Annotated in this window: 17 protein-coding genes and 1 pseudogene; 9 read left to right on the forward strand and 9 right to left on the reverse strand. The window is 66.5% G+C overall.

Features of this window, described 5'->3' with window-relative positions; genetic code table 11:
• The first annotated feature begins 186 nt into the window (after positions 1-186).
• Complete coding sequence (locus LLH23_10250; protein MCE5238859.1) at positions 187-1,098, forward strand: hypothetical protein; 912 nt, start codon at positions 187-189, stop codon at positions 1,096-1,098.
• On the opposite strand, the gene LLH23_10255 is transcribed toward LLH23_10250, so the two are convergent.
• The 4 genes and pseudogenes from LLH23_10255 to LLH23_10270 form a co-directional block, all read right to left on the reverse strand.
• Positions 1,088-2,116, reverse strand: a complete 1,029-nt coding sequence (locus tag LLH23_10255) for a hypothetical protein (protein ID MCE5238860.1) — start codon at positions 2,114-2,116, stop codon at positions 1,088-1,090. The two genes, LLH23_10250 and LLH23_10255, sit on opposite strands and share 11 nt — an antisense overlap.
• 153 nt (positions 2,117-2,269) lie before the next feature.
• Positions 2,270-2,812: pseudogene (locus LLH23_10260) on the reverse strand (site-specific DNA-methyltransferase).
• A complete protein-coding gene (locus LLH23_10265) occupies positions 2,793-3,104 on the reverse strand; it encodes a hypothetical protein (protein MCE5238861.1) in 312 nt (103 codons plus the stop codon). The pseudogene LLH23_10260 and the gene LLH23_10265 overlap by 20 nt, the downstream one beginning before the upstream one ends.
• A 242-nt stretch (positions 3,105-3,346) precedes the next feature.
• The gene (locus LLH23_10270; GenBank protein MCE5238862.1) at positions 3,347-4,366 is read right to left on the reverse strand and encodes a glycoside hydrolase; all 1,020 of its coding nucleotides are present in this window, start codon (positions 4,364-4,366) and stop codon (positions 3,347-3,349) included.
• Between the two features lie 127 nt (positions 4,367-4,493).
• On the opposite strand from LLH23_10270, the gene LLH23_10275 reads away from it, so the two are divergent.
• The 3 genes from LLH23_10275 (at position 4,494) to LLH23_10285 (ending at position 7,471) form a co-directional block, all read left to right on the forward strand.
• The gene (locus LLH23_10275) at positions 4,494-5,186 is read left to right on the forward strand and encodes a DUF1559 domain-containing protein (protein MCE5238863.1); all 693 of its coding nucleotides are present in this window, start codon (positions 4,494-4,496) and stop codon (positions 5,184-5,186) included.
• 207 nt (positions 5,187-5,393) lie between these two features.
• Positions 5,394-6,080 (forward strand): DUF1559 domain-containing protein, encoded by a 687-nt coding sequence (locus LLH23_10280; GenBank protein ID MCE5238864.1) that lies wholly within the window; start codon positions 5,394-5,396, stop codon positions 6,078-6,080.
• Between the two features lie 143 nt (positions 6,081-6,223).
• Positions 6,224-7,471: a DegT/DnrJ/EryC1/StrS family aminotransferase gene (locus tag LLH23_10285; protein MCE5238865.1), complete on the forward strand. Its 1,248-nt coding sequence runs from the start codon at positions 6,224-6,226 to the stop codon at positions 7,469-7,471.
• A gap of 86 nt (positions 7,472-7,557) precedes the next feature.
• Here the strand turns inward: LLH23_10285 and LLH23_10290 are convergent, their stop codons facing one another.
• Entirely contained in the window at positions 7,558-8,775 is a 1,218-nt protein-coding gene (locus tag LLH23_10290; protein MCE5238866.1) for a hypothetical protein, read from the reverse strand.
• 369 nt (positions 8,776-9,144) lie between these two features.
• On the opposite strand from LLH23_10290, the gene LLH23_10295 reads away from it, so the two are divergent.
• The 4 genes from LLH23_10295 to LLH23_10310 all read left to right on the forward strand — a co-directional run bounded on the left by LLH23_10295 (position 9,145) and on the right by LLH23_10310 (position 14,893).
• On the forward strand, positions 9,145-9,387 hold the full coding sequence (locus LLH23_10295) for a DUF2442 domain-containing protein (protein ID MCE5238867.1): 243 nt from the start codon (positions 9,145-9,147) through the stop codon (positions 9,385-9,387).
• A 127-nt stretch (positions 9,388-9,514) separates the two neighbouring features.
• Entirely contained in the window at positions 9,515-10,534 is a 1,020-nt protein-coding gene (locus LLH23_10300; GenBank protein ID MCE5238868.1) for an alpha/beta fold hydrolase, read from the forward strand.
• A 132-nt stretch (positions 10,535-10,666) separates the two neighbouring features.
• Positions 10,667-11,758, forward strand: a complete 1,092-nt coding sequence (locus LLH23_10305) for a DUF2961 domain-containing protein (GenBank protein ID MCE5238869.1) — start codon at positions 10,667-10,669, stop codon at positions 11,756-11,758.
• 243 nt (positions 11,759-12,001) lie between these two features.
• On the forward strand, positions 12,002-14,893 hold the full coding sequence (locus tag LLH23_10310) for a hypothetical protein (GenBank protein MCE5238870.1): 2,892 nt from the start codon (positions 12,002-12,004) through the stop codon (positions 14,891-14,893).
• A 187-nt stretch (positions 14,894-15,080) separates the two neighbouring features.
• Here the strand turns inward: LLH23_10310 and LLH23_10315 are convergent, their stop codons facing one another.
• Positions 15,081-15,617 (reverse strand): CDP-alcohol phosphatidyltransferase family protein, encoded by a 537-nt coding sequence (locus LLH23_10315; GenBank protein MCE5238871.1) that lies wholly within the window; start codon positions 15,615-15,617, stop codon positions 15,081-15,083.
• 62 nt (positions 15,618-15,679) lie between these two features.
• The gene (locus LLH23_10320) at positions 15,680-17,716 is read right to left on the reverse strand and encodes a hypothetical protein (protein MCE5238872.1); all 2,037 of its coding nucleotides are present in this window, start codon (positions 17,714-17,716) and stop codon (positions 15,680-15,682) included.
• Between the two features lie 208 nt (positions 17,717-17,924).
• Here LLH23_10320 and LLH23_10325 point away from each other — a divergent pair, with 208 nt between their 5' ends.
• Complete coding sequence (locus LLH23_10325; GenBank protein MCE5238873.1) at positions 17,925-19,241, forward strand: pilus assembly protein TadG-related protein; 1,317 nt, start codon at positions 17,925-17,927, stop codon at positions 19,239-19,241.
• A gap of 180 nt (positions 19,242-19,421) precedes the next feature.
• Here LLH23_10325 and LLH23_10330 read toward each other — a convergent pair whose 3' ends face one another.
• On the reverse strand, positions 19,422-20,786 hold the full coding sequence (locus LLH23_10330) for a TldD/PmbA family protein (protein ID MCE5238874.1): 1,365 nt from the start codon (positions 20,784-20,786) through the stop codon (positions 19,422-19,424).
• A 7-nt stretch (positions 20,787-20,793) separates the two neighbouring features.
• Positions 20,794-22,191, reverse strand: coding sequence for a TldD/PmbA family protein (locus LLH23_10335; GenBank protein MCE5238875.1), 1,398 nt, complete (start codon positions 22,189-22,191; stop codon positions 20,794-20,796).
• Between the last annotated feature and the right edge of the window lie 361 nt (positions 22,192-22,552).

The raw sequence follows: 22,552 nt of genomic DNA on the forward strand, positions 1-22,552 counted from the left end.
AAGCAGGCGGGGGTGTCCTGTGTCGGGGGCGAGGAAAGTCCAGTGGGTCCAACCGTTGCAGGCGACGGTGCCGGCGAGGGACCTCGGCCCCCGCCAGCCAAGGCAGGAACCGAGGGCGGAAGGAGATGCAGAACCGGTGGCGAATGCATGGGCTTGCGCGCAGTTCTGCCCCAAGGGAGGAACCCCATGCTCCGCAGACCGGACTACACCCAGGTCTGGCTGTCCTATGACTTCCTGATCGAGCAGGCCAAGTCAGGAAGAGCGTTCACCGTTCCCGATCTCATGAAGGCAACGGGTTGGTCGCGGGACAACTGTCGGACTAACCTGAGCAAGAGAATGAGCGAGTTTGTGGAGAGGCTGCGTCCGGGAACGTACCGTGCTCTCCCGATCATCAACCGCGTCCGGAAGGCAGACTACGCAAGGCTCTTCTCACAGAAGAACTTGCTGTTCGGTGTCTATGACCTCTGGCTCTATCCCGACCTCGTCATATACGACTTCCTGATGCCCCTAACCCGGGAGGACCGTCTTCGGGAGAGCCTGGACCGGCTCTTCTATACTGACAGGATCGCCCAGCGGCTGCGGGAGATCGGGCCGGAGAGAATCCGGCGTAGGTTCCTCGCTCAGGAGCACGAGACCGACGATGAACTGGTTGGTCGCGTAGCCAGGCTCGCGGGGGAGGCCTTCGTCGGCTACTCCATATCGCACGTGAACGGTCGATTCCGCATGCACGAGCCCATGGACGCGAAGGCCGCGGCCGCGATCGCGCACAATGAGCAGGGCTACCTGGCTGACGAGACGACTGCCGTGGTCAGGTTCATCATGCGGTGTTCCGCGACTGCTTGTAAGCAGCCACCGGAGAGTGACCAACTTGACCTCGACCTTGAGGACGACCCCGATATGGAGGCTCAAGCTCAGGCGGCGGTGGAGCAGGAAAGGAAGCGGACACAGTGGCTGTTCCGTCAGGTGTTCGCCGAGTCAGTCGTCATGACCGTCAACTACGAAGAGGAGATCTGGCTGCTTGAGCAGGGGCCTCACATGCGTCTCTGGGTGTGGAAACGGCGGTCACCGGACGCCGAAGCCGACGACCCTACTGCTTGAGGTAGGCCTGTCGAGCTTCGTCAAGGGGGTGCCACTCTCCGTCGTCGCCCTCGACCAACCAGGTCACCCAGCCGTTGCTGGCCGGTGCACCCACTGCTGCACCGCCCATCTTGTGGATGGATCCCACGGCATCGCCAAGTGCGATGCTCCCGTCGGCGAGGACCACTGCCTCGGCACCGGTCTTGGCGTGCCGCAGGACAGCCCCAACTGGGACGGCCCCGTCAGAAACGAGCACCGCGAAGGAAACCCGAGGCTTAGCTCTGTCCAGATCCGCAAGCGCTGTGATGTCCGCCAGAAGACGCGGCGTTGTTGTCGCCATCCGTCTCTTCGCTGCTTGGTGGTAGCTCTTGTCCCTCTCTATGCCGATCCATCGCCGGTGTAGCTGCTTCGCGACCACCCCGGTCGTACCCGTGCCAAAGAACGGGTCGAGCACGACATCGCCGGGGCGCGTGGAGGCGAGCAGCACTCGCTCCAGAAGCCTCTCTGGTTTCTGCGTCGAGTGGAGCTTCGTCCCATCAGGAGCGGTGAGTCGCTCTCCACCGGAGCAGATGGGTAGAGTCCAGTCACTCCGGGCCTGCTTGTTCTGGTTAAGGTACTTCATCGCGTGGTGGTTGAAGGTGTATTTCGTCTGATCCTTCGACTTCTTGGCCCAGATCAGCGTCTCGTGAGCGTTCGTGAAGCGTACCCCGCGGAAGTTTGGCGTCGGGTTCGCCTTGATCCACACGAAGTCATTCAGCATCCAGAACCCGAGGTCCATCATAAGCGAGCCGACACGGTAGATACTGTGGTATGACCCTATGACCCAGATCGTGCCCGTGTCTTTGAGCACATGCTGACAGGCGTGTAGCCACTCGAGGGTGAAGAGGTCGTAATGCTTGAAGTCCAGGAACTGGTCCCAGACGTCATGGACGCCCTGCACCCTTGTCATGTTCGGCCGGTACAACTCGCCGCGGAGTTGCAGGTTGTACGGAGGGTCAGCGAAGACCATGTCGACGCACTTCGACGGAAGGCGGTACATTTCCGTTACGCAGTCTCCCAGGATGACCTGGTCAAGTGGTAGTCCCGAGGGGTCGGCTCGCACGTGTGGATGCTCCGGTAGGTGAGGGTTGTTCTACGTCGAGGCCATATTCCCCAGGCCACACACAGACACCTGCACACCTGCGCGAGGGTGCCCGGTGCACAGCGGCAGCATCCAGTCGCTGCGCATCTGCTTGCCGTCGTTGTAGCGCTTCATGGTGTGGTGGTTGAAGGTGTAGCGCTTCTGGTCTTTGCTCTTCTTGGCCCACAGCAGCGTCTCATGGGCATTGGTGAAGCGCACGCCGCGGAAGTTGGGCATGGGGTTGGTCTTGACCCACACGATGTCATTGAGCAGCCAGTACCCCAGGTCCATCATGATCCGCCCGACGCGGTAGATGTTGTGGTACGAGCCGATGACCCAGATCGTCCCGGTGTCGGATAGCACACGCCGGCACGCGGTCAGCCACGCCTCGGTGAAGGCGTCATACTCCGCGAATCCGCCGAACTGGTCCCAGTGGTCATCCACCGCATCCACCTTGGTCATGTTCGGGCGGTACAGGTCGTTCTCGAGCTGGAGGTTGTAGGGCGGATCGGCGAAGATCATGTCCGCACAGCCGGCCGGGAGGGAGTGCATCGTGGGGATGCAGTCGGCGGCGATGATGCGACCATCGGTATTGTCACTCCGTCGGTTGCCCATCATTCTCCTGGTCATCGCTCAATGACACTGGCTGTGATCCGGTCATGTCCTCCAGGATCGCCATGGCCCAGTACTCGTCGTGGTTCACTGCTACGTCCCGGGCCGTGAAGTCGGTGTGCCCCAACACAGTCCCGAGCATGGTCTGCCGTCCCTGCCGCGCCATGGCCCCCGCCTCAAGCACGGCCCTATGTATGGCGACGACATACGCCGCCACCGACAGCCCCCTTCCCCACGCAGACTGGCGCAGCTCCTCGGCCTGCTCTTCCGTCACGGTCAACTCGATCTCAACCATCCTGTTGCGCCTCCTTCGCATCTGGCGCAAGCTCTATAGGCTGAGAGAGGGGCGGGTATCAAGCAGCGGAGGAGGCACACGGCTGCGGCTGCCGCCCCCTCTCCCTCTGGGAGAGGGGTGCCCGAAGGGCGGGGTGAGGGTCAACGGCGTCCCACCCCGTACCCCCTCCCTGAAGGGAGGGGGGAAACGACAACGGCCACGGCCCCGCCGTTCACTTGCCACTTGCCACTCGCCACTTGCCGTTACTCCCCCCGCACCAGCTTCCACACATCCGGCTGCATGTTGTTCCCCACCACCATCCACAGCGCGTCGTCGAATGCGAACAGGCTGGCGGCGTGGCGGGGTTTCCAGGGGGTGTTCGGCAACTCCGTCCAGGTCACCCCGTCGCCGGAGTACCACACGTCCTTGCGGTTGCCGCCGTCCTTGTGGTAGCCCTCCATCACCCACATCTTGCCATCCCACGCCGCGACCTCGTGGTACTGGCGCGGCGGGAAGGGGGCGTGCTCGGTGTGGCAGGTCCAGGTGACGCCGTCGGGTGTGCTCCAGACATCGTTGTAGAACTGTCGCGTCGGTGTCGTCGGCGTGTCGTAGGTCCCGCCGCCCAGGATCCACATGCGGTCTTCGAAGATGACCTGGCCCGAGCTCATGCCGCGCGGGCTCCACGGAGCGTGCTCCAGCACCAGCGTCCAGTTGGCGCCGTCCTCCGAGCACCACACGTCGTTGTAGAACGTCTCGGGCGGGCCCGGGGCGAAGGCCGGCATGGTCTGCCCGCCCATCACCCAGATCTTCCCGCGAAACGAGTACGCGAACTGCAGCGCCCGGCTGCCCCAGGGCACGTTGTCGCACACCCTCGTCCAGGTTACGCCGTCGCTGCTGTTCCAGACGTCGTTCTGGTAGTGGTGCTGGTTGCAGTCCCCGCCCACGACCCACAGCTTCCCCTGGTGCACGACCCACCCGGCGGTGTGCCGTCCCTCCCATGGGGCCTGCTCATTCACTTCGGTCCAATGCAGGCCATCGGGCGAGGACCACACTTCACTGTTGCAGATCCGTGGGAAGTTGACCTTGTCCCCCGGGTTCCAGCCCCCGAGCAGCCACATCTTGCCGTCCAGCGTCAGGGCCCCGGCCCCGTCGCGCGGGGCGAAGGGGGCTGTCATTGTGACCAACTCCCAATGGTAGGGCATGGCCTGGGCCTCCGTTTGCGCCCGGGCGAGGGGCAGGCAGGATACCAGCAACACACCGAACGTCAGCAGGCGGTGGCACATGGTCGGCACCTCCAGCCTCGCGGGAGCACATCTTTGGGAAGGTAGCCTTCGCGAGCAGGAGGCGACAGACCTGCCGGTGAATCTATTCTCAGTGGTGACAACAGACCAATACATGAGGGATGACACCATGCGCACGCAACGCGGCTTTACGCTCATCGAGCTGTTAGTTGTGATCGCGATCATCGCCATTCTGGCGGCGATCCTGTTCCCGGTTTTCGCCAAGGCCCGCGAGAAAGCCCGGCAGACGTCGTGTCTGAACAACTGTAAGCAGCTGGGCATCGCCGCCATGGCCTACGTCCAGGACTACGACGAGAAGTACCCCCTCTACTACCTCGGTAAGTGGGCCGACCCGGCCATCAACCCCCTCGGGTACGACTCGGCCGACGGCCTGAACTACCACTGGTGGGACGCCCCGATGGTTCCCTACATCAAGAACATGCAGATCTGGCGCTGCCCGAGCACTAGCAGCCCCATCTCCTACGGCAATGACTACGGCTGGAACCACAACGTCTTCGGCGGGGGCGGCAAGTCCATGGGCTCGATCCAGAACCCGGCAGGGCTGATGTTCCTGACGGACAAGGGCAGCGGCGGCGGGCCGTACGTCATGTCCGGGGGCTACTACATGTGCAGTGACCGACACAATGGGGGCGCCAATGTGGTGTTTGCCGACGGACATGCCAAGTGGTGCAAGACCACCCAGGGCGTGATCACGGGGCTGCCGCCGAACGCCGGGTACGGCGTATACCCCTACAACCAGTTCCCGGCGGGCACGAACTACGTCACCCCCTCGGACCCCGCTGACATCTGTTTCGAGCCGTGACCGTGGCGACAAGCCAACGCGGCGGACAGGGCACTCCCCCGGGAGTGCCCTGTCCGCTGTGAGAACGCGCCGCAGGGCGCGAGTCGCGTCGCACGAGCGGGCACCGGACGCCTCGGACGGGGCTCGTGCTCGGCGGAGGGATGTCGCAGCACGCCAGCGAAGTGTCATCAGCCATGCTGGCCTTACCATCATCTCAAGGAGGTCGTAATGCCTACACGTCGTGGCTTCACGCTCATTGAACTGCTGGTCGTCATTGCGATCATCGCCATCCTGGCGGCGATCCTCTTCCCCGTTTTCGCCAAAGCCCGTGAGAAGGCAAGGCAGACGTCGTGTCTGAGCAACCTGAAGCAACTCGCGCTCGGGATGCTGCAGTATGCCCAGGACTACGACGAGACGTTCCCCCGCCGCAGCGGCGTCGGCTTCTACGACGCGTCGCTGGGCACGTTCAACTACCACACCACGCTCAATGTGCACTGGCACGGTTGGGGTACCTGCATCCTGCCGTACGTCAAGAACACGCAGATCTACAAGTGCCCTAGCAACACCTTCGACAACTGCGGCCTCAACTACGGCGTGCCGGACGCCGCGCTGAACTCCTCGGGCACCATGGTAAGCTACTTCAGCAACAACGCCATCAAGCTCGGTCAGCTACAGCGCCCGTCCGAGAGCCTGATGATCACCGAGTCCGGCGGCGGCGGCGGTGACTGCTACGTGCTGTCGTGGCAGTACTACTGCTGCGCCGCGCCACACAACGGGGGCGCCAACATGGCGCTCATGGACGGCCACGCCAAGTGGGCACGGTTTGGCTGGGGCCCAATCCCCGGATGGACCGCGCCGGACGCCGGCTATCCACAGTACCACCCCCCGCTGGAGAACATCTCGAACGTCTGGTAGACGTTCGTGCGGTCTCACCCTCAGGGCACTCCTTCGGGAGTGCCCTGTTTGTCTCGCCCCGCGGGAGGTCCCTCGGCGGAGACTGCGAACCTTTGCCCAAGCGGGCGGCACCCGGCCGCCACGAAGCCCCGGAGGAGCAACCCATGGCAAACCTGGCAATCAATGGCGGACCCAAGACGATAGATCGGCCGCTCGGCCGGCCCTGGCCCGAGTTCGGCACGGCCGAGCGCGAGGCGCTCAATGCCGTGCTGGAGTCGCGTATCTGGTGGCGCGGCGGCTACAAGCAGCCCGAGGACTCCTGGGTCGGCAAGTTCGAGAACTTCTTCGCTCGGTTCCAGGACTGCGACTATGGCGTGTCCTGCACCAATGGCACCCAGGCCATCGAACTGGCCCTCAAGGCCATCGGCATCAAGCCTGGCGATGAGGTCATCTGTCCGGCCAGCACGTTCGTCGCCACCGCCACCGCGGTCATTCTCGTCAACGCCATCCCCATCATCGTGGACATCGAGCCGGACTACTACCAGATTGACCCCGCGGCCATCGAGGCAGCCATCACCCCGCGCACCGTCGGGATCATCCCGGTCCACTACGGCGGCTACCCGGCGGACATGGACCGCATCAACGCCATCGCGGCCCAGCACGGCCTGTTCGTGATCGAGGACTGTGCCCACGCCCACGGCTCACAGTGGAAGGGCAAGGGCTGCGGCTCGCTGGGCAACATGGGCAGCTTCTCGCTGCAGATGGGCAAGACGCTCACGAGCGGCGAGGGCGGGATCGTCACCACCAACGACGCCGACCTGGCGGGCAAGGCCTTCGCGTACCACCACATCGGCCGCTTCCCCGGCCGCCCGTTCTACGAGCACCACCTCGTGGCCAGCAACCTGCGCATGACCGAGTGGCAGGGCGCCATCGCCTACACCCAGGCCCAGCGTCTGCTGGAGCAGACCTTCCGGCGCGAGAGCAACGCGAAGTACTTCGAGGCCGGGCTACGCGAGATTGACGGCGTCGCCCCGATGGAGCGCCGCCCGGAGGTTACGCGCTGGGGCTTCTACTTCTACCACTTCAAGTTCCAGTCGGCGCAGTTCGGTGGGATCACCAAGGCGCGCTTCCAGGAGGCCCTGGCGGCCGAGGGCCTGGGCACCGGCTCAGGCCACCTGCACCCGATCCAGAAGAACCCGCTGTTCACGAACCGCCACTTCGGCCCGGTCTGCTGGCCGTCGGGTGTGGACGCCCCGGACTATGAGCAGCTCGCCACGCCGGTCGCCGAGCGCATCCTGGCCGAAGAGGGCATTAGCATGGGCCATTCCATGTTCCTGGGCGGCAAGGACGACATGGACCTGATGCTGGCGGCGATCCGGAAGGTACGGGAGAATGTGGGGGAGTTGGGGTAGAGGCGTGTAGGGGCCCCGACAGAGGTAGCGCGAGGAGCACGACATCTGGCGTGTTCCTCGCGCTGCTGGGGCCGTCATGCCCCCGTCTATTTGGGTTTGGCGGGAGCTGTGGGATCAGCCACCCCGGCAGCTTCGCACGCCATGGTCCAGGACGCTGTGACCATCTTCTCCCTGTCAGCGACGTTCAGGATCTCGCCGTAGTTCTGCTTCACCCACTCCGCAGCCCGCGTGCAGTGGGAGCTCCGTATGGACTTGACCTTCGCGGCATCGGAGGCTACATCTCGAAGTGCCTCCGCAGTGGGCTGGACGAGCGAGAGACCAACCGCACCGGCAAATGCGCTGTCGTGACGGACGGCCGCGGCATCCTTCAGGAAGGCCGGGTGGGTCTCGATAGCCAGTAGGATGTAGCTCCCCTGCTCCATCTTGTCGCCCTGCCCCCCTGTGGGATCTGGCCGGGCGGCCGCGTCACCAGCGGCGGTCGGGCCGTAGTTCCAGCACAAGTATGAGTTGGGATCGTTCGCGCTGGGGAACCGAGCAAAGTTCTCCAGGTTGCTCCAACTGGCCGCATAGGTGTATGTCTTGCCGTTCGCGTCGGTGGCGGGGTACTTGGTGACGTTATTCTGGTCGTAGATGACGATGTAGTGGGGATACAGATACGCCCCCTTCCCGTCCTCCTTCGGTACCAGGGACTTGCGTTGCGCTAGGTTGCGTCTCTTGGCTGGCCATAGCGTGGAAGACAGGGTATTGGCAGTCGTCTGAAACGTCTGAAGACGACCAGACGTGACGTTGCCAAAGACGCCTTGGGCCGCGGGGACGATTCCCGCCAGACTCCCCAGTATGTCCACGATGCCGCCCTGTCGCACGTCATCCACAATGATGTCTACGGCAAGCAGCAGCTCGGGGGGGGGACCCAGGTTCGTCTGCACGGGTGCCCACGGTAGACACGATATACCTTCCCCTACGAGCTGCATCGCGCGGTCGCGCCCCGTCACCAGACCCCACGCAACAGGGCCGCCCCCTTTCCTTCCCAAGTAGTCATATGTAACGTTGACCGCGATCTCCTTGTCACCAGAGTCACCGACAAGCTGCCTCAGCCAGTTGCTACCTGATCCGGTGAACTGGGCGTAGGCGAGACGGATGCTGATATAGCCATCTCCAGGCACGACGGCCGCGGTCTTCTCGGAACTCTGATACATGCCGGCTGCAACCTGCCCCTTGGCACCATCGGCAGATACGGGACAACGCGTACAGGCCAGACACAAGAGACAGCAGACGAAAAGGACTGCGCTTCCTATCCTCTTCATGGCGGCACCCATCCTTACTTCCCGACGTACGCGTTCAGGGCCGGCGATCGGGCGTCGGCCAGCGCCCCTGGCCGTCGGTGGTATGACCGACAGGGGATTGCCTGTCGTAAGCGACACCACAGTACCACCAGCCCTCCGCAGGGGAAATACGCATGCCTACGTGATCGCCATGCGTAGTACCACGTGTTCGCCTACCTAGGGGAGCCCCTGTCGCGGGTGCGCCAACCCGGCGTCGGCCCAGTAGGTGTAGCCCACAACGACGGCTCCGTCCCGTTGCTCTCGCGGCATCAGTCGGGTATACTGCCCATGAACTTGGGCAATTGCGGAAGCTGGTTGAGCAGCACCGCCAGCTGATCGAGGACAAGTGGAATGAGTACTTCGGCAGTTGAGGCCACACCCGCAGTGGCCGTGCGAGTCTGGTTTGCGGATGACATGCTCCATGTCCTGCTCGCTGATGGCCGCGTCGTGGCCGCACCGACTGAGTGGTACCCGCGTCTGCGCGACGCCACCGACGAGCAGCGCAGCAACTGGCGGCTCATCGGGCGCGGCGTCGGCATTCACTGGGAAGACGTGGACGAGGACATATCTGTGGCCGGACTCCTGCGCCACTAGGCCGCGCGCGCTGGACGACCTGACGGCCCGCCTCCCATGAGGCGGGCCGCTGCGTTGGGGTAGGGAACCTCTGGCGCCGTGCCTGAGTCGCATGACAGACGCGATCAGTGCCGCATGGGAGGACACGATGCGCGGAACCACGGCTCTTGGCATGGCGCTGCTGGCGATCGCTGTCGGGCTGATGCTCGGCGGCTGCGGCGGCGGGGGCGGGAGTACGGGGGGAGATGACGACGACGACGACGGCGACGGCTGGACGCAGCCCGCCACCGGCCCCGGCAGCGCCGTCTATGACCACACAGGCGTTGCTGTGTACCAGTCCGGCAGCACCGCGACCGACTACTGGCTCTACACACCCACCGGCCCCGTCCCCGCGACGGCGCCGGTCGTCATCTTCAACCACGGCTGGAGCGCCCTGACGCCCTCGTACTACGAGGCGTGGATCATCCATCTCGTCCGCAAGGGCAACATCGTCATCTTCCCCCGCTGGCAGTCGTATGTCGGCGACCTGAACGGCTCATCGTTCCTGCCCAACGCCGCCACAGCCGTCCGCGCGGCGCTCACGCGGCTGGAGACCAGCGGCCCCGTCACGCCCGACCGCACGCAGGTCGCCGTGTTCGGCCACTCCATCGGGGGCGTGCTCGCGGCGGACATGGCGGCCGCCTGGGCCACGCTCTCGATCCCCCAACCGCTGGCCTGCTTCTCCGTCGAGCCCGGGACGGTCAGTTCGGCCACCGGCGTGACGGTCGCCAATGATGTGACCATCTCCGACTTCTCGCAGATCGCCGCCGCGACACTCCTGATCTCCCTGCTGGGCGAAGATGACCTCCTCGTCGGCGACACGCTGGCCCGGCAGATATACCAAGAAAGCACCACGGTCCCGGCGGCCAACAAGAACCTCCTGACCGTGCACTCCGACAGCCACGGCACTCCGGCCCTGACGGCCAACCACCTCTTCCCGTTGGCCTCCGTGGACGGCGCCAACGTGGACGCGCTGGACTACTATGCGCTGTGGAAGATCGGCGACGCCCTGCTGGACGCCGCCTTCCGGGGGACGAACCGGGAGTATGCCCTCGGCGACACCGACGCACAGCGCTACATGGGCGCCTGGCCGGACGGGACACCCGTCACCGACATGACGGTGCAGTAGGCCGGGCCATGGGGCATCCCAGACCCACGAACGGCCCGCCTCCCCCGAGGCGGGCCGTCTGGCTGCGGCACGGAGGGATGGCCGGGCGCGGAGAGAAGAGGACCGCACGACCAACACGGGAGGGCATCCATCGTGAGCAGCTTCAGCGGACTTGGCATGAACCTGGGGAACCTGTCGCGGCTGTCGCGGGCGCAGACGCGCTCGCTGTCGGCCGAGAACCCCGCCGGCGAGAAGGGTCGGGGCGGGATGGCCACGGAGGGCACCGGCGCGGGCTGTGCGCGCGACCTGGGGCAGGGCTGGAAGGTCTCGCCCAGCGTGCGCATCGCGCCCGGTGACACCTACACGCTGGCCGACCTCGACGGCCCCGGCGCCATTCAGTCCATGTGGCTGTCCGGGCAGGTCTCGCTCAAGGGCCCCGGCAGCCGGCGCTACATCCTGCGCATCTACTGGGATGGCCAGGCCCAGCCCTCGGTCGAGTGCCCCATCGGCGACTTCTTCGCCTCGCCGTGGGGGCCGTTCTTTCAGATCAACTCGCTCCCAGTCGCGGTGAACCCCAACCGCGCCTTCAACTGCTTCTGGGAGATGCCCTTCCGGCAGCACTGCCGGATCACGCTCGAGAACCGCGACGCCGACCCCCTGGTCCACTACTACCAGGTCAACTACACGCTGACCGACGTGCCCGAGGACGCCGCCTACTTCCACGCCCAGTGCCGCCGCGCGAACCCCCTGCCGTACATGGACGTCCACACGATCCTCGACGGCGTGCGCGGCTGGGGGCACTATGTGGGCACCTCGATGGGCTGGGGCGTGAACAACTGCGGCTGGTGGGGCGAGGGGGAGATCAAGTTCTACATGGACGGCGACACCGACTTCCCCACCATCTGCGGCACCGGCACCGAGGACTACTTCGGCGGCGCCTATGACTGGGATGTCAACGGCCAGTACGTCGCGTACACGACCCCGTTCCTGGGCATGACGCCGATGCCCCGGCCGGACGGCCTCTACCAGTCCCAGCAGCGCTTCGCGATGTACCGCTGGCATGTGATGGATCCGATCCGCTTCGAGCAGGACCTGCGGGTGACGATCCAGGCGCTCGGCTGGCGCAACGGGGGTCGCTACCTGCCCCTGCAGGATGACATCTCGTCGGTGGCCTACTGGTACCAGACGCTGCCCACGGCCCCGTTCCCGCAGCTTCCGGACAATGACGGCCTGGAGATCATCTGAAGACAGCCGCCAGACGGGATGGACCGTCCCCCCGTAGGGCAGGCGGCCTCGCCTGCCCGCCGGGCGCGACGCGCGGGCGAGGCCGCCCATCCTTCCACGCGCGGGCGAGGCCGCCCGCGCTACGGATGCGGGGAGGGCACGTCGGCGTCGGCACGGTCGAGGCGGTGCTGGATGCCCGCGTTACGGGTGCGGGAGGAGCACTCCGGAGACACGACACCCAGACGGGTCGCGTGAGGTGACGGTATGGCCAGACAGCAGCGCGCGTGGGTCGCTTCCATCCTGGCTGTGCTCGCAACGGCCATGGGCCTGGCCTGGGGTCAGGCTCCGGCGCTGTATGACTCCTTCGAGGACGGCGTGCCGGCCAGTTGGGCGCCCGCCCGGTCCGGGACGCTGCAGGTCAGCGACCGCCATGCCAAGCACGGGACGCACTGCCTGCGCTGGGACTGGCAGGCTGGGGACACGATCCGCGTCGGCCAGACCCTCGGCAACATCGGCCGCACTGGCGGCTACGGCGGGAGCTACTCGAAGGCCACCTTCGGCCTGTGGGTGTACTGCGAGCAGCCGGTGGCGGACAAGCTGCGCGTGCAGTTCCGCACCGGGGAGAAGGTCGGGGGCTGGTTCGAGTTCCCGCTGAGCTTCGCTGGCTGGCGGCGCGCACACCTCAAGTACAGCTTCGGCAACGACTTCCAGGGCCGTGTAGCGCCCGAGACCGACAACCTCCTGCTCACCGCTCCGGCGACCGTCCCGCGCGGGACCGTCTTCATTGACCTCGTCGTCTACAACGGCGTGCTGGACTACCGGCAGCAATACGTGCCGTCTGCCAAGCCCTGGCAGCCCGACACGCCGGACCCCGCGAGGTTCCCCCTGCCCGCCACCGTCACGCCCGAGGAGTTGGCCGGCATCGCCACGCTCGGCAAGAACGTGGACACCATGGTCAAAGGCGGCGGCACGGTCACGGAAGCGACCGTGGCCGCGCTGGAGAAGGAGATGGCGCAGTGGCAGATCGTGCGGGAGGCACAGGGCATACGGGGCGTGCCCGTCGTCCACAGCCGCCAACTGGAGTTCTACGCCGGTGTGCCGGGCGTCGTGCCCTGCGGCAAGCTCGCCACGTTCATGCTGCGCCTGGCCCGCGCGTACCACGGGACCACTGACCCCGCGCTGCGCCGGCGGCTAGGCGATGCCTATGCCCTGCTGGCCGAACACCTGCGCGACCAGGGCATGACCGCGGGCAGCGGCTTCTCGTGGAGTTGGTACGAGGGACGCGAGTTGGCCGACGCCAACTACCTGATGCGGGAGCCGCTGCGCGAGCGGGGCCTGCTCGATTGGGCCGGCGCCTACCTGGACTACAACTACGGCTCCAGCGACATCTTCAGTGACGCGACCATCGCGCCGAACATGGACTACTTCGGCAACGACCTGCGGCCGAAGCTGTGCGGGGCGCTCATGCAATCCACCCCGGCCGAGCAGGTCCGCTGGCTCCGCGCCTTCACCCGCCGACTGAACCTCGACATCCTCAACGAGAAGGGCAATGGCTTCAAGCCCGACGGCTCGGCCTTCCACCACGGGATGCACTACTTCGCGTATGCCTCGTACTGCGTCAACACGCTGGTCAACACGGTAGCGGCGCTGAACGACACGCCCTTCCGCCTCTCTCCCGCGGCCACGGCGCGCCTGAAGCAAGTCGTGCTCGCGATGCGCTTCTACTGCAATGAGCGTGACCTGCCGCTGTCGCTGTCGGGGCGCCACCCGTTCAGCCAGAGCCTGGGCCCGGGCACGCTGCTGACCCTCGCCCGCGCGGCGGGGACGGAGGGCAAGCTCGACCCCGGGTTGGCCGCGGCCTACTTGCGCTTCGACCCGGCGAAGGCAGATACGGAGCCCTTCAAGGCCCAGGGCCTCAAGCCCGAACCTCCGCCGCAGGGGAACATGACGATGCCCTATGCCGGGCTCATGGCCCATCGGCGCGGCGACTGGCTGGCGACGGTCAAGGGCTATGGGAAGTACGTGGCCTTTGGGGAGATCTACGCGACGGACAACCGCTTCGGGCGCTACCTGAGCAACGGCTATCTGGACATCCTCGGCAGCGGCCAGCCGATCAGCCGCGCCGGGAGCGGTTGCACGCCGGAGGGCTGGGACTGGAACCGCCTCGACGGCACGACGACCATCCACCTGCCGCTGGACAAGCTCGTGGCCGTCAGCAGCGGGACCGAGGGCATCGGCTCGGACCAGGCCTTCGTGGGTGGCCTGTCACACCGGGGGCGACAGGGCCTGTTCGTCATGCAACTGCAGGGCGGCCAACGCCACGAGCCCACCTTCCGCGGCCGCAAGACGTACTTCCTCTGCGAGGACCGCATCCTCTGCCTGGGCTCGGACATCGTCAATGCCGACGCGGCGCACGAGACGGAGACCACGCTGTTCCAGAAGCACCTGCCCGACACGGCCGCTCCCGTATGGGTCAACGGGCAGTCACTGACCGCCGTCCCCGCCGACCAAGCCCTGCCCGAGGACCGGGCCAACTGGCTGATTGACCCGCAGGGCACCGGCTACTTCCTGCCCGCCGGCCAGCAGGTTCACGTCGTTCGGCAGCACCAGCGCTCGCGCGATCAGGCGAACAAGCAGGACAACGAGGGGGACTTCGCGGTGGCGTGGATCGGCCATGGCGCCGCGCCGGCGGCGGGCACGTACGAGTACGCCGTCGTGGTGCGCGCCACGCCCGAGCGCATGGCGCAGTTCGCCGCGGCCATGCAGACGCTTGAGCGGCCGTACGAGGTCCTGCAGAAGGACGTGCAGGCTCACATCGTCCGCGACCGCGCCACGGGGCTGTGGGGGTTCGTGCTGTTTGCGGCGGGGGAGCTGAAGCCGGGGCTGCCGCTGCGCGCCGTGGACCGCCCCCTCCTGGCGATGTTCGAGCCGGCGGGTGCCGACGGCCTAGCACACCTGAGCGTGGCCGACCCCGACCTGAACCTGCAGGATGGCCTCAGCCAACCCCGGCCGGTGCGCGTGACGCTGGCGGGGGCGTTCGGCCTTGACACGCCGGGGCCGGACTGCCGCGTCGTCGGGCAGTCGGGGGGACAGACGGTGGTCGAGGTAACATGCCGCGAGGGACGGAGCTGCGACCTGCCCCTGCGCCCGTTGTAGTACTCACTTGCGGGAACTCGCGTGCGAACAGGCAGCGGGTGTCGCGTCGTGTGCGACGGGCCCCGCTGCCGGTCGTGGGGCCCGTCGCACGGAGGTCGCTACGCGACCTCACCGCGACACCCACGACCTGTCCTCCGTTAGCTGTCGGAGCGGGTGTACGCCCGACACTCCTGTCGGGCGTCCCCTTCTACGTCCACCACGACCGCGTGTTCTCGCTGACCTCGTCCTTGAACAACAGGATGAGAATCCCCTCGCCCATCGCGTACGCCAGCCCCAGGAACGTCACCCACATGAAGGGCACGCACAGACCGAAGGCGTACGTCACGAGCAGGAAGAGCGCCACGAGCCACGCGGTGATCTTGTTGGCCCACGTGTGCAGCGGCGCGTGGCGCAGCCACTGCAGGACCATCCCCGTGATGAACAGCACCAGCAGAATGACGACCAGGCCCCAGTAGTGGGTGTAGATCCCGGGGCGCAGCAGCCACAGCCAGAACGGCTGGGAGATCTGGATCGCGTTGTCGGCGATGCTGTCGAGCATCGCCCCCTGCTTGCTCTCCAGGTGGTACGTGCGGGCGATGGCGCCGTCAATGGCGTCGGTGAGCCAGGCCACGGCGAGCACGATGACGAACGCCACGGGCGAGTGCACCAGGGCCAGCACCCACAGCACCCCCACCAGACCGATCCGCAGGCTTGTCAGGGCATTGGGCAGGTCTCTCAGGTGCATGGGCAAGCTCCCCGACGTCCGTGGTCTGGACGGCAGTGTCGTGCCTCTGTGCGCCCCTCGCTCTAGCCGAACCACACCCCGTACCGTCGCACCCAGTCCGGCGCGCTGCCGGAGCTGCCGATGAGGCTGTAGACGATGCCCGCCGTGAAGTAGTGCCCCAGCGCCAGCCCGATGAAGCCCGGGATGAGTTGGCGGTAGGCCTTCATGCCGCCGAGGCGGAACACGAGCGTCTTGATGAGCCACACCAGGAAGAACGTGCCCCAGATCAGCTCGCCATACGAGGTGGTCATGCAGAAGGCCAGCGGGTGCAGCGGGAACTTCAGGAACACCATGCGCGCGCCCATGAGGCCTGCCGCCACGACGAACCCAGCGAGGGTGGCGATGATGCGCGGGACATCCGCGGGTGTGGCGGCCTTGGCGTAGCCGGTCAGGGCGGTGTATTCGGCCTTCGAGATGCCCGCGCCCCAGCCCTCGAGCGCCCCGACACCGCCGGCGCCGTAGGCGTAGTATGACCGCAGGTGCAGCCAGATCGCCACGAACAGCCCCACGATCAGGGCGAGCAGGAGGTTCCAGGCCATGGGCCGCGACTTCATGCCCGCTTCGTGCGAGAGCCGGAAGCCCTCCGCCTGGTAGCCCATGAGCGACGGGAAGTAGCCGCGCGACAGGAAGACCAGCGTGGTGAAGATCGTGGCGCTGCGCCACTGCCCGCCATCCATCAGCACGCGCGAGTTCGTGAAGTACTTGATGACCCGGTACTGCTGGTAGTACGGGAACATCCACACCAGCGGCACGCCGATCTCGGCGCGGATGCGGGTGTAGACCAGGGCGGTCATCAAGATGAGCCCCAGGTACACCACCGTAAGCCACAGGGACATCCCCGCAAGCAGCATCCACCCCACAGTGACCGCCAGAGCGATCAGGCCCCCGATCACCGCCGTACGGTAGCTCATCGGCTCACCGGTGTCGTCCACATCCGGGGCGCTGCTGAAGGCCTTGCGGACTACGTCCCACAGATGGTGCCGGGCCACAAACAGGAGTGTGAAGGCCATCGCCACATACGCCCCCATGGACTGCTCCTGGGCGTAGGGGAAACCGGCGAGCTGGACGCCCATGACGGCCGTGACCAGGCTTTCGAGCTTGAGCACCAGGTAGAACACCCACACGCTCATGGCGACCTCGGTGCTCATCAGGTAGCCGAAGCCGATCATCTCGGGGCGATAGTGAATCTGCATGGGGCGCAGCGCCGACAGCGGGCGCTCGGTGAACAGCCGCCCGATGTCGTAGTACTTGCCCAGCGCCAGAATCTGCGGGTTGTAGGCGTTGGCAATGTTGCCGACATTGCAAAGAAAGGCGATGCCGAAGCCGATCCACATGATGCGGTTGCGGAAGAAGGCTCCGACCAGGGACGACCCATCGATGTCGTCGGTGACCTCCATCGGCAGGTACAGCAGGGGATAGATGAGCTTCTCTTTCTCCGACCACTGCCGCCGGAAGACGACGGTCATGCACATGAGCAGGATCCACAGGGCTACGAACAGGAGCCCCCACATGGCGATGGGCTTGGCCCAGGCGTGCCAGGGGATCAGGCCGAACTGCCGCGTCAGGAAGTTGGCGCCGCCCTCCGGCTCGGGCGCACCCTCATAGAGCTGGCGGATGGTCTCGCGGTCGTGCGGCACCATCCAGTCGGGCATGTACCGCTGGTAGGAGGCGAAGTCGTTCTCGGGCGTATCGAAGTAGAACAAGACCGGGATCGTGTTGATGAAGAAGCGCGCGATGCCCGGCCCGGCCATGCTGGTGGCCACGGTCAGGAAGACGTAGATGCTCAGGATCTCCACACGCTTGAGCGCCCACCGCTTCGACAGCCGCCGGACCAGGGGGGTGATGACGACCAGGGCGATGAGGAAGGCCACAGCCGGCACGGCCGGTACGGCCTCGGTGATCTGGCAGAAGAACGTGACGACTTCCGCCATGTCAATCCAGTAGCTGGCAATGAGGGTGAAGATGATCGCCAACACAACAGCGCGCACGGTCACCCCGGCCACGGTGCCGGCGGGGGGGATGATGTGAGAGGCGGGGGTCTGCTGCTGCTCGAGTGCCATGGGCCTGTCCTGATCTGGGAAGCTGCGAGGCACGCTCGGCCTGGCCGTGCCGCCCCGCACGAAAGCGCATACAGTATAACGTTTCCGCCCCGTCTCCCGCAATGTGACTTTGCGCGGGTGCCGCCAGTTGCCGGAATGCACGTCATTGTCACGATTTTGCCTTGTAATAGAACGCGCCTTGAAGTAAAAGTACGACTATTGGCAATGCATGAACAGCCGATTCAGCCTGGGACCGAGGCGAAGTGAAGTGACCTACGGGAGACGCACCCTCCTCCGGTCACTCGGAGGGACACCACAGCTGCGGGGGGGCGCCTGTCCCGCGCGCTGGGGCATTATCCATGGGCCGGGCCGACACTCGAGGCGGCGCGGCGCGATCATCATCATTGTGGCCCTCTGTCTGGTGGTCCTGCTGCTGTTCGCGGGCATGACCATAGACATGGGAGTGATGTGGACAACGTCACAGCGCGTGCAGGATGCTGCCGACTCCGCCGCTCTGGCTGCCGCCGCCGACCTGCCCGATGCCGACGCGGCGCGCACACAGGTCACCCGCATGATCGCGGCCATCAATGAGAGCCAGACCTACCAGATCGCGGTGGACACGGCGACCGATGTCACGCTCTACCACAGCGGCGACACGATCGAGGGCTACGGAGTGCTGGAGGCCGACGCTGAGGCGGTGGAGGTGCGCTGCCACGCCCCCACGCCGTACCTGTTCCTGCGCGTCATGGGCCTGGATACCGAGAACCTGACCTGCCGGGCCGTGGCGCGGCAGACCACCAGCGACCTCGTCCTGCCCTTCATCTTCGCCCATGCCAGTGGCACATCGCAGACGGGCGTCACCATCAACGGCTCGGGCATGACCGTGGACGGGGACATCCACTCCAACACGCGGGTGGTCATCAACGGCTCCAGCCAGACGGTCAACGGCACCGTGGAGTGGCGCAACCGCCTGACGGTGAACGGTTCGGGCAACTACATCGCCCACGACGAAGAGGGCGAGATCGAGGATTATCCGGTAGACCTCACGTACGACCACTTCCTGGCCTACTGCACCCAGACCGTGTCCAGCATCACGCTCAACGGGTCGGGGCAAACGGCCCCGGTTGGCTTCATCCACATCACCGGCAACGTGGTGTTCAACGGGTCGAAGATGACCGCCCATGACTCCATCTACGTGGTGGATGGCAGCATCACCATCAACGGCAGCGGCCACCAGTTGACCAACTGCACGTTCGTCGCCCAGGGCAGCATCACCGCCAATGGCACCTGCCTGGACTTCGCCACACCGTACACAGACGACACGCTCTTCTTCTCCACCGGGGGCTCCATCATCGCCAACGGCTCGGGGGAGAAGAGCGAGGGGATGATCTATGCCCCGACGGGCCAGATCACGTATAACGGCTCGGACCAGTGTCTGCGTGATGGGAGCTTGCTCGCGGAGACGATCGTGATCAACGGCAGCGGCTTCACCGCCAACGGCACCACCGTAACCGGCGGCGGCGTGAGTCTATCGCTGATCTACTGAGGCGCAGCAGCGGGGAGGGGCAGACGTGCACCGGGGCAACACCAAGGGGCGGGAGGAGGAAGGGACGGCCGTGTGACGGGGGCTGCCGCCCCCGCCTAGGCTGAGCCGCGCCTCCGGCGCTCACGTCCCCGTTCGCCTGTCTTCCCTCTTCTCTCTTCCGTCTTCTCTCTTGCCTCTCCCCTACTCCGCTCCGGCCACCTGGATGTCGTGCAGCCGCAGGCTGGGCACAATCGTTCCCGGCTCTTCGCGGTAGTCGCTGGAGACGGCATCAATGGCCCCCAGCATCGTGAAGGCGTCGCTCCCCACCATCGCCATCTTCACCGGATAGGCCAACTCCCCCTTGATGATGCGGAAGCCGAAGTCCACGGTCGCCGAGACCTCGCCCGAGGCGGGATTGGGCGCCAGGCCGGCGAAGTTGATGTACAGGCCGTCGTCGAGGTCGGCGATCAACTCGGCCTCGGGCCGGCTGCCGAGCGCCACCTGCAGGTTCGACGGCCCGATACCGACGCTGCCGCCGTAGCCGCCCCGGACGGCGTGCGCGTTGTTCGGCACGCCCGCCTTGTGCGCCGTGTACGAGTTGTGCAGGTAGCTCGTGAGCACGCCCCGGTCCAGCAGCAGCATCTCCTGCTTCGCCACCCCCTCGGCGTCGTGCGATGAGGAGGCGATCCCGGCGGGCCAGAAGGGCACTTCGCGGACCGTCAGGCAGTCGGCCGCGATCGGCGTCCCCTCGCGGCCCATCAGGAACGAGCGCTGCCGCTGCACATGGTCGGCATTGGCCGCCTCGATCACCGCTCCGAGCATCTCAGCCACGGCCAGCGGCCCCAGCACCAGCGAAGTGCGCTTCGTCTCCACCGGCCGCGCCCCCAGGAACCGCAGTGCCTCCCGGCAGGCCTTGGCGCCGACCCCGGCAGGGGCGAACTCGCTCATCCGACGTGCCACGTCATAGTCGAAGTAGAACCCCACCTCGTCGCCGCGCTGGATGATGGCCTCGACAGAGAGTTCAACATTCGTGCCCGGGCGCGTGAGAGCGATGCCGGTGGAGCTGGCAATGGCGCCTTCGCCCACCGAGAAGCCCGCCCCGCCGCTGATGCGCGCCTCCGGCTCGACCTCCAACGCCTCGGCAATGGCCTCCTTGCACCACTGCACGACCGCTTCAGCGGGCAGGCCGGCCACCTGCTCATCGAATAGCCCATCAATCTGGGGCGCGGTGGAGGGCTCGGGCAGGGCCACGAAGTCGGGATCCGGATGGGCGACCCGGGCCATGGCCGCTGCGTCCGCTCCGCAGCGGGCGACTTCGTCCGGCTCGAGGCTCTGCACGGTGCACAGGCCCATGCCCCCCTTCACGAAGGCGCGCACGCCGATGCCGTAGTCGCGCACGATATGGCAATCCAGTACACTGGAGTTGTCCACGGCGACATCGGCGTGACGCACCGCCCCGCAGTAGGCGTCGGCGAAGTCCGCCCCTGCCTGCATGGCGGCGGCGACGGCATGTTGGGCAAGTTCCAGGATGGTCGGGCTACTCACGATCTCCTCTTCACTCTTCACTATTGACTCACAACTCCCCCTGTCCCCCGACGACGACCCCGGCAATCGCCACGTGTGGGCCGCCGCTGTCCACCGGCGCGGCCTGGCCTTCCTTGCCGCACGTGCCGCCCAGCTCGAACTTCACGTCGCGCCCGACGGCGATGACGTTCCCCAGCGTCTCCAGCGTCATGCCGGAGATGCACACATTGCGGTAGCGCGTCGTCAGCTCGCCCCGCTCGATGCGGAACGCCTGCTCGACATTGCAGGTGAACTGCCCGGCGGCGGTGTAGACATAGCCCCACGCCCCGCCGGACAGGTAGAGCCCGTCCCCCACCTGGGCCAGCATCTCGTCAAAGCCGCAGTCGCCGGGCTCGATGGCCGTGTTGCTCATGCGCACGATCGGCACATCCTGGTGGCCCTGGGCGCGCGCGGCGCCGTTGGGCTCCATGCCCATCCGCGCGGCGGTCTCGAGGCTGTGCAGATAGCCGACCAGCACGCCTCTGTCCACGATGACATGCCGCCGGGCGGGCACGCCCTCGTGGTCGTACTCGAACGAGCCGTTCAGCCCCGGGAGCGTCGGGTCGTCAACGATCGTGACGCCGTCGGCCGCGACCGGCTGCCCCAGCTTGCCGGCCAGGATCGAGTTGCCGGTCCAGACGGCGTCGGCCTCGGAGTTGTGACCGAAGGCCTCATGGACCAGCAGGCCGCAGATCAGCGGGTCAATGATGACGTTGAACTTGCCGGCCGGCGCCTGTTGGGCGCTGAGCAGCGCCACGGCACGGTCGGCTGTCGCGCCGGCGAAGGCCTCCGGGTCGAGCCGCTCGATCAGCTCAAAGCCGCCGCGCGAGGCCCGGCCCTTGCCGGTGCTCTGGCGCTCCGCCCCGTCGGAGGCGGTGACGCGCACTCCGACCTGGCAGCGCGCCCCCTCGCTCTCCAGGTACGTCCCGAAGCTGTTGGCCACGATGCTGCGACCCACGGCGTCGGCATACTGGACGACGGAGTTGACGATGCCGTCGCGCGAGGCGGCCACGCGCTCCAGGGCGTGGAGGCGCTTGACGCGCTCTCCCAGCGGCACACCGCGCGGGTCGGTCGCCATCTCCCCCACCACGCGGGCCTGCACCGGCTCCACTTCGGCCACCATGCCCGGGTCGGTCACGGCCGGGGCAGCGGCTCGCGCCATCCGCACCGCATCCTCCGCGCAGCGCTGCAGCTCGTCGCGCGTGGGGTTGTTGGTGGGCGCGAAGCCCCACGCACCGTCCACGAGCACACGCACGCCCGCGCCGCGCGCCCGGCCGGCGCCAATCTTGTCGGCCCGCCCATCCTGGACCAGGACGGTCGTGCCGGCGCCCTCGCTATAGCGCAGGTCGGCAAACATCGCCCCTGCCCGCCTTGCGGCGGCCAGGGCTTCCTCAATCACTTCGCGCATCAGGCACTCCAGAGAAAAGCATCCACCGTGGATGGGCAACGGAACGGAGGTCGCGGTCGGTGACCGCTCCCACACACCACCATTTCCTCCCACACACTACCATCTGTGCAAATGCGAATGTACGAGCGGTCACCGACCGCGACCCCGGCTCCCACCAACGTCTGTGGGAGCGGTCACCGACCGCGACCTGCCCCTACCCCTGCAACCGCTTCGTCAGCGCCGTCACGGCCGACTTCACCGCAGCGTTGACCAGGGCATTGACCGCGGTGTCCAGAGGCGTATCGAGGCGCCGGGGTGCGGCCACCAGCCGCTGCGGCGGGGCGGCGGGAGCCGCCTCGGTCGGGACAGCCGGCGCAGCGGC

The sequence above is a fragment of the bacterium genome (genome assembly GCA_021372615.1).
In the GTDB taxonomy this organism is placed as follows: Bacteria; Armatimonadota; Zipacnadia; order Zipacnadales; family UBA11051; genus JAJFUB01.

Excerpts from the sequence above, each read along its gene's own strand:
- LLH23_10270 (MCE5238862.1), bottom strand. The coding sequence starts at position 4,366 with ATGTGCCACCGCCTGCTGACGTTCGGTGTGTTGCTGGTATCCTGCCTG.
- LLH23_10250 (MCE5238859.1), top strand. The coding sequence starts at position 187 with ATGCTCCGCAGACCGGACTACACCCAGGTCTGGCTGTCCTATGACTTC.
- LLH23_10265 (MCE5238861.1), bottom strand. The coding sequence starts at position 3,104 with ATGGTTGAGATCGAGTTGACCGTGACGGAAGAGCAGGCCGAGGAGCTG.
- LLH23_10315 (MCE5238871.1), bottom strand. The coding sequence starts at position 15,617 with ATGCACCTGAGAGACCTGCCCAATGCCCTGACAAGCCTGCGGATCGGT.
- LLH23_10295 (MCE5238867.1), top strand. The coding sequence starts at position 9,145 with ATGAGTACTTCGGCAGTTGAGGCCACACCCGCAGTGGCCGTGCGAGTC.
- LLH23_10325 (MCE5238873.1), top strand. The coding sequence starts at position 17,925 with ATGAACAGCCGATTCAGCCTGGGACCGAGGCGAAGTGAAGTGACCTAC.
- LLH23_10275 (MCE5238863.1), top strand. The coding sequence starts at position 4,494 with ATGCGCACGCAACGCGGCTTTACGCTCATCGAGCTGTTAGTTGTGATC.
- LLH23_10255 (MCE5238860.1), bottom strand. The coding sequence starts at position 2,116 with ATGTACCGCCTTCCGTCGAAGTGCGTCGACATGGTCTTCGCTGACCCT.
- LLH23_10300 (MCE5238868.1), top strand. The coding sequence starts at position 9,515 with ATGCGCGGAACCACGGCTCTTGGCATGGCGCTGCTGGCGATCGCTGTC.
- LLH23_10285 (MCE5238865.1), top strand. The coding sequence starts at position 6,224 with ATGGCAAACCTGGCAATCAATGGCGGACCCAAGACGATAGATCGGCCG.
- LLH23_10335 (MCE5238875.1), bottom strand. The coding sequence starts at position 22,191 with ATGCGCGAAGTGATTGAGGAAGCCCTGGCCGCCGCAAGGCGGGCAGGG.
- LLH23_10280 (MCE5238864.1), top strand. The coding sequence starts at position 5,394 with ATGCCTACACGTCGTGGCTTCACGCTCATTGAACTGCTGGTCGTCATT.
- LLH23_10310 (MCE5238870.1), top strand. The coding sequence starts at position 12,002 with ATGGCCAGACAGCAGCGCGCGTGGGTCGCTTCCATCCTGGCTGTGCTC.
- LLH23_10320 (MCE5238872.1), bottom strand. The coding sequence starts at position 17,716 with ATGGCACTCGAGCAGCAGCAGACCCCCGCCTCTCACATCATCCCCCCC.
- LLH23_10290 (MCE5238866.1), bottom strand. The coding sequence starts at position 8,775 with ATGAAGAGGATAGGAAGCGCAGTCCTTTTCGTCTGCTGTCTCTTGTGT.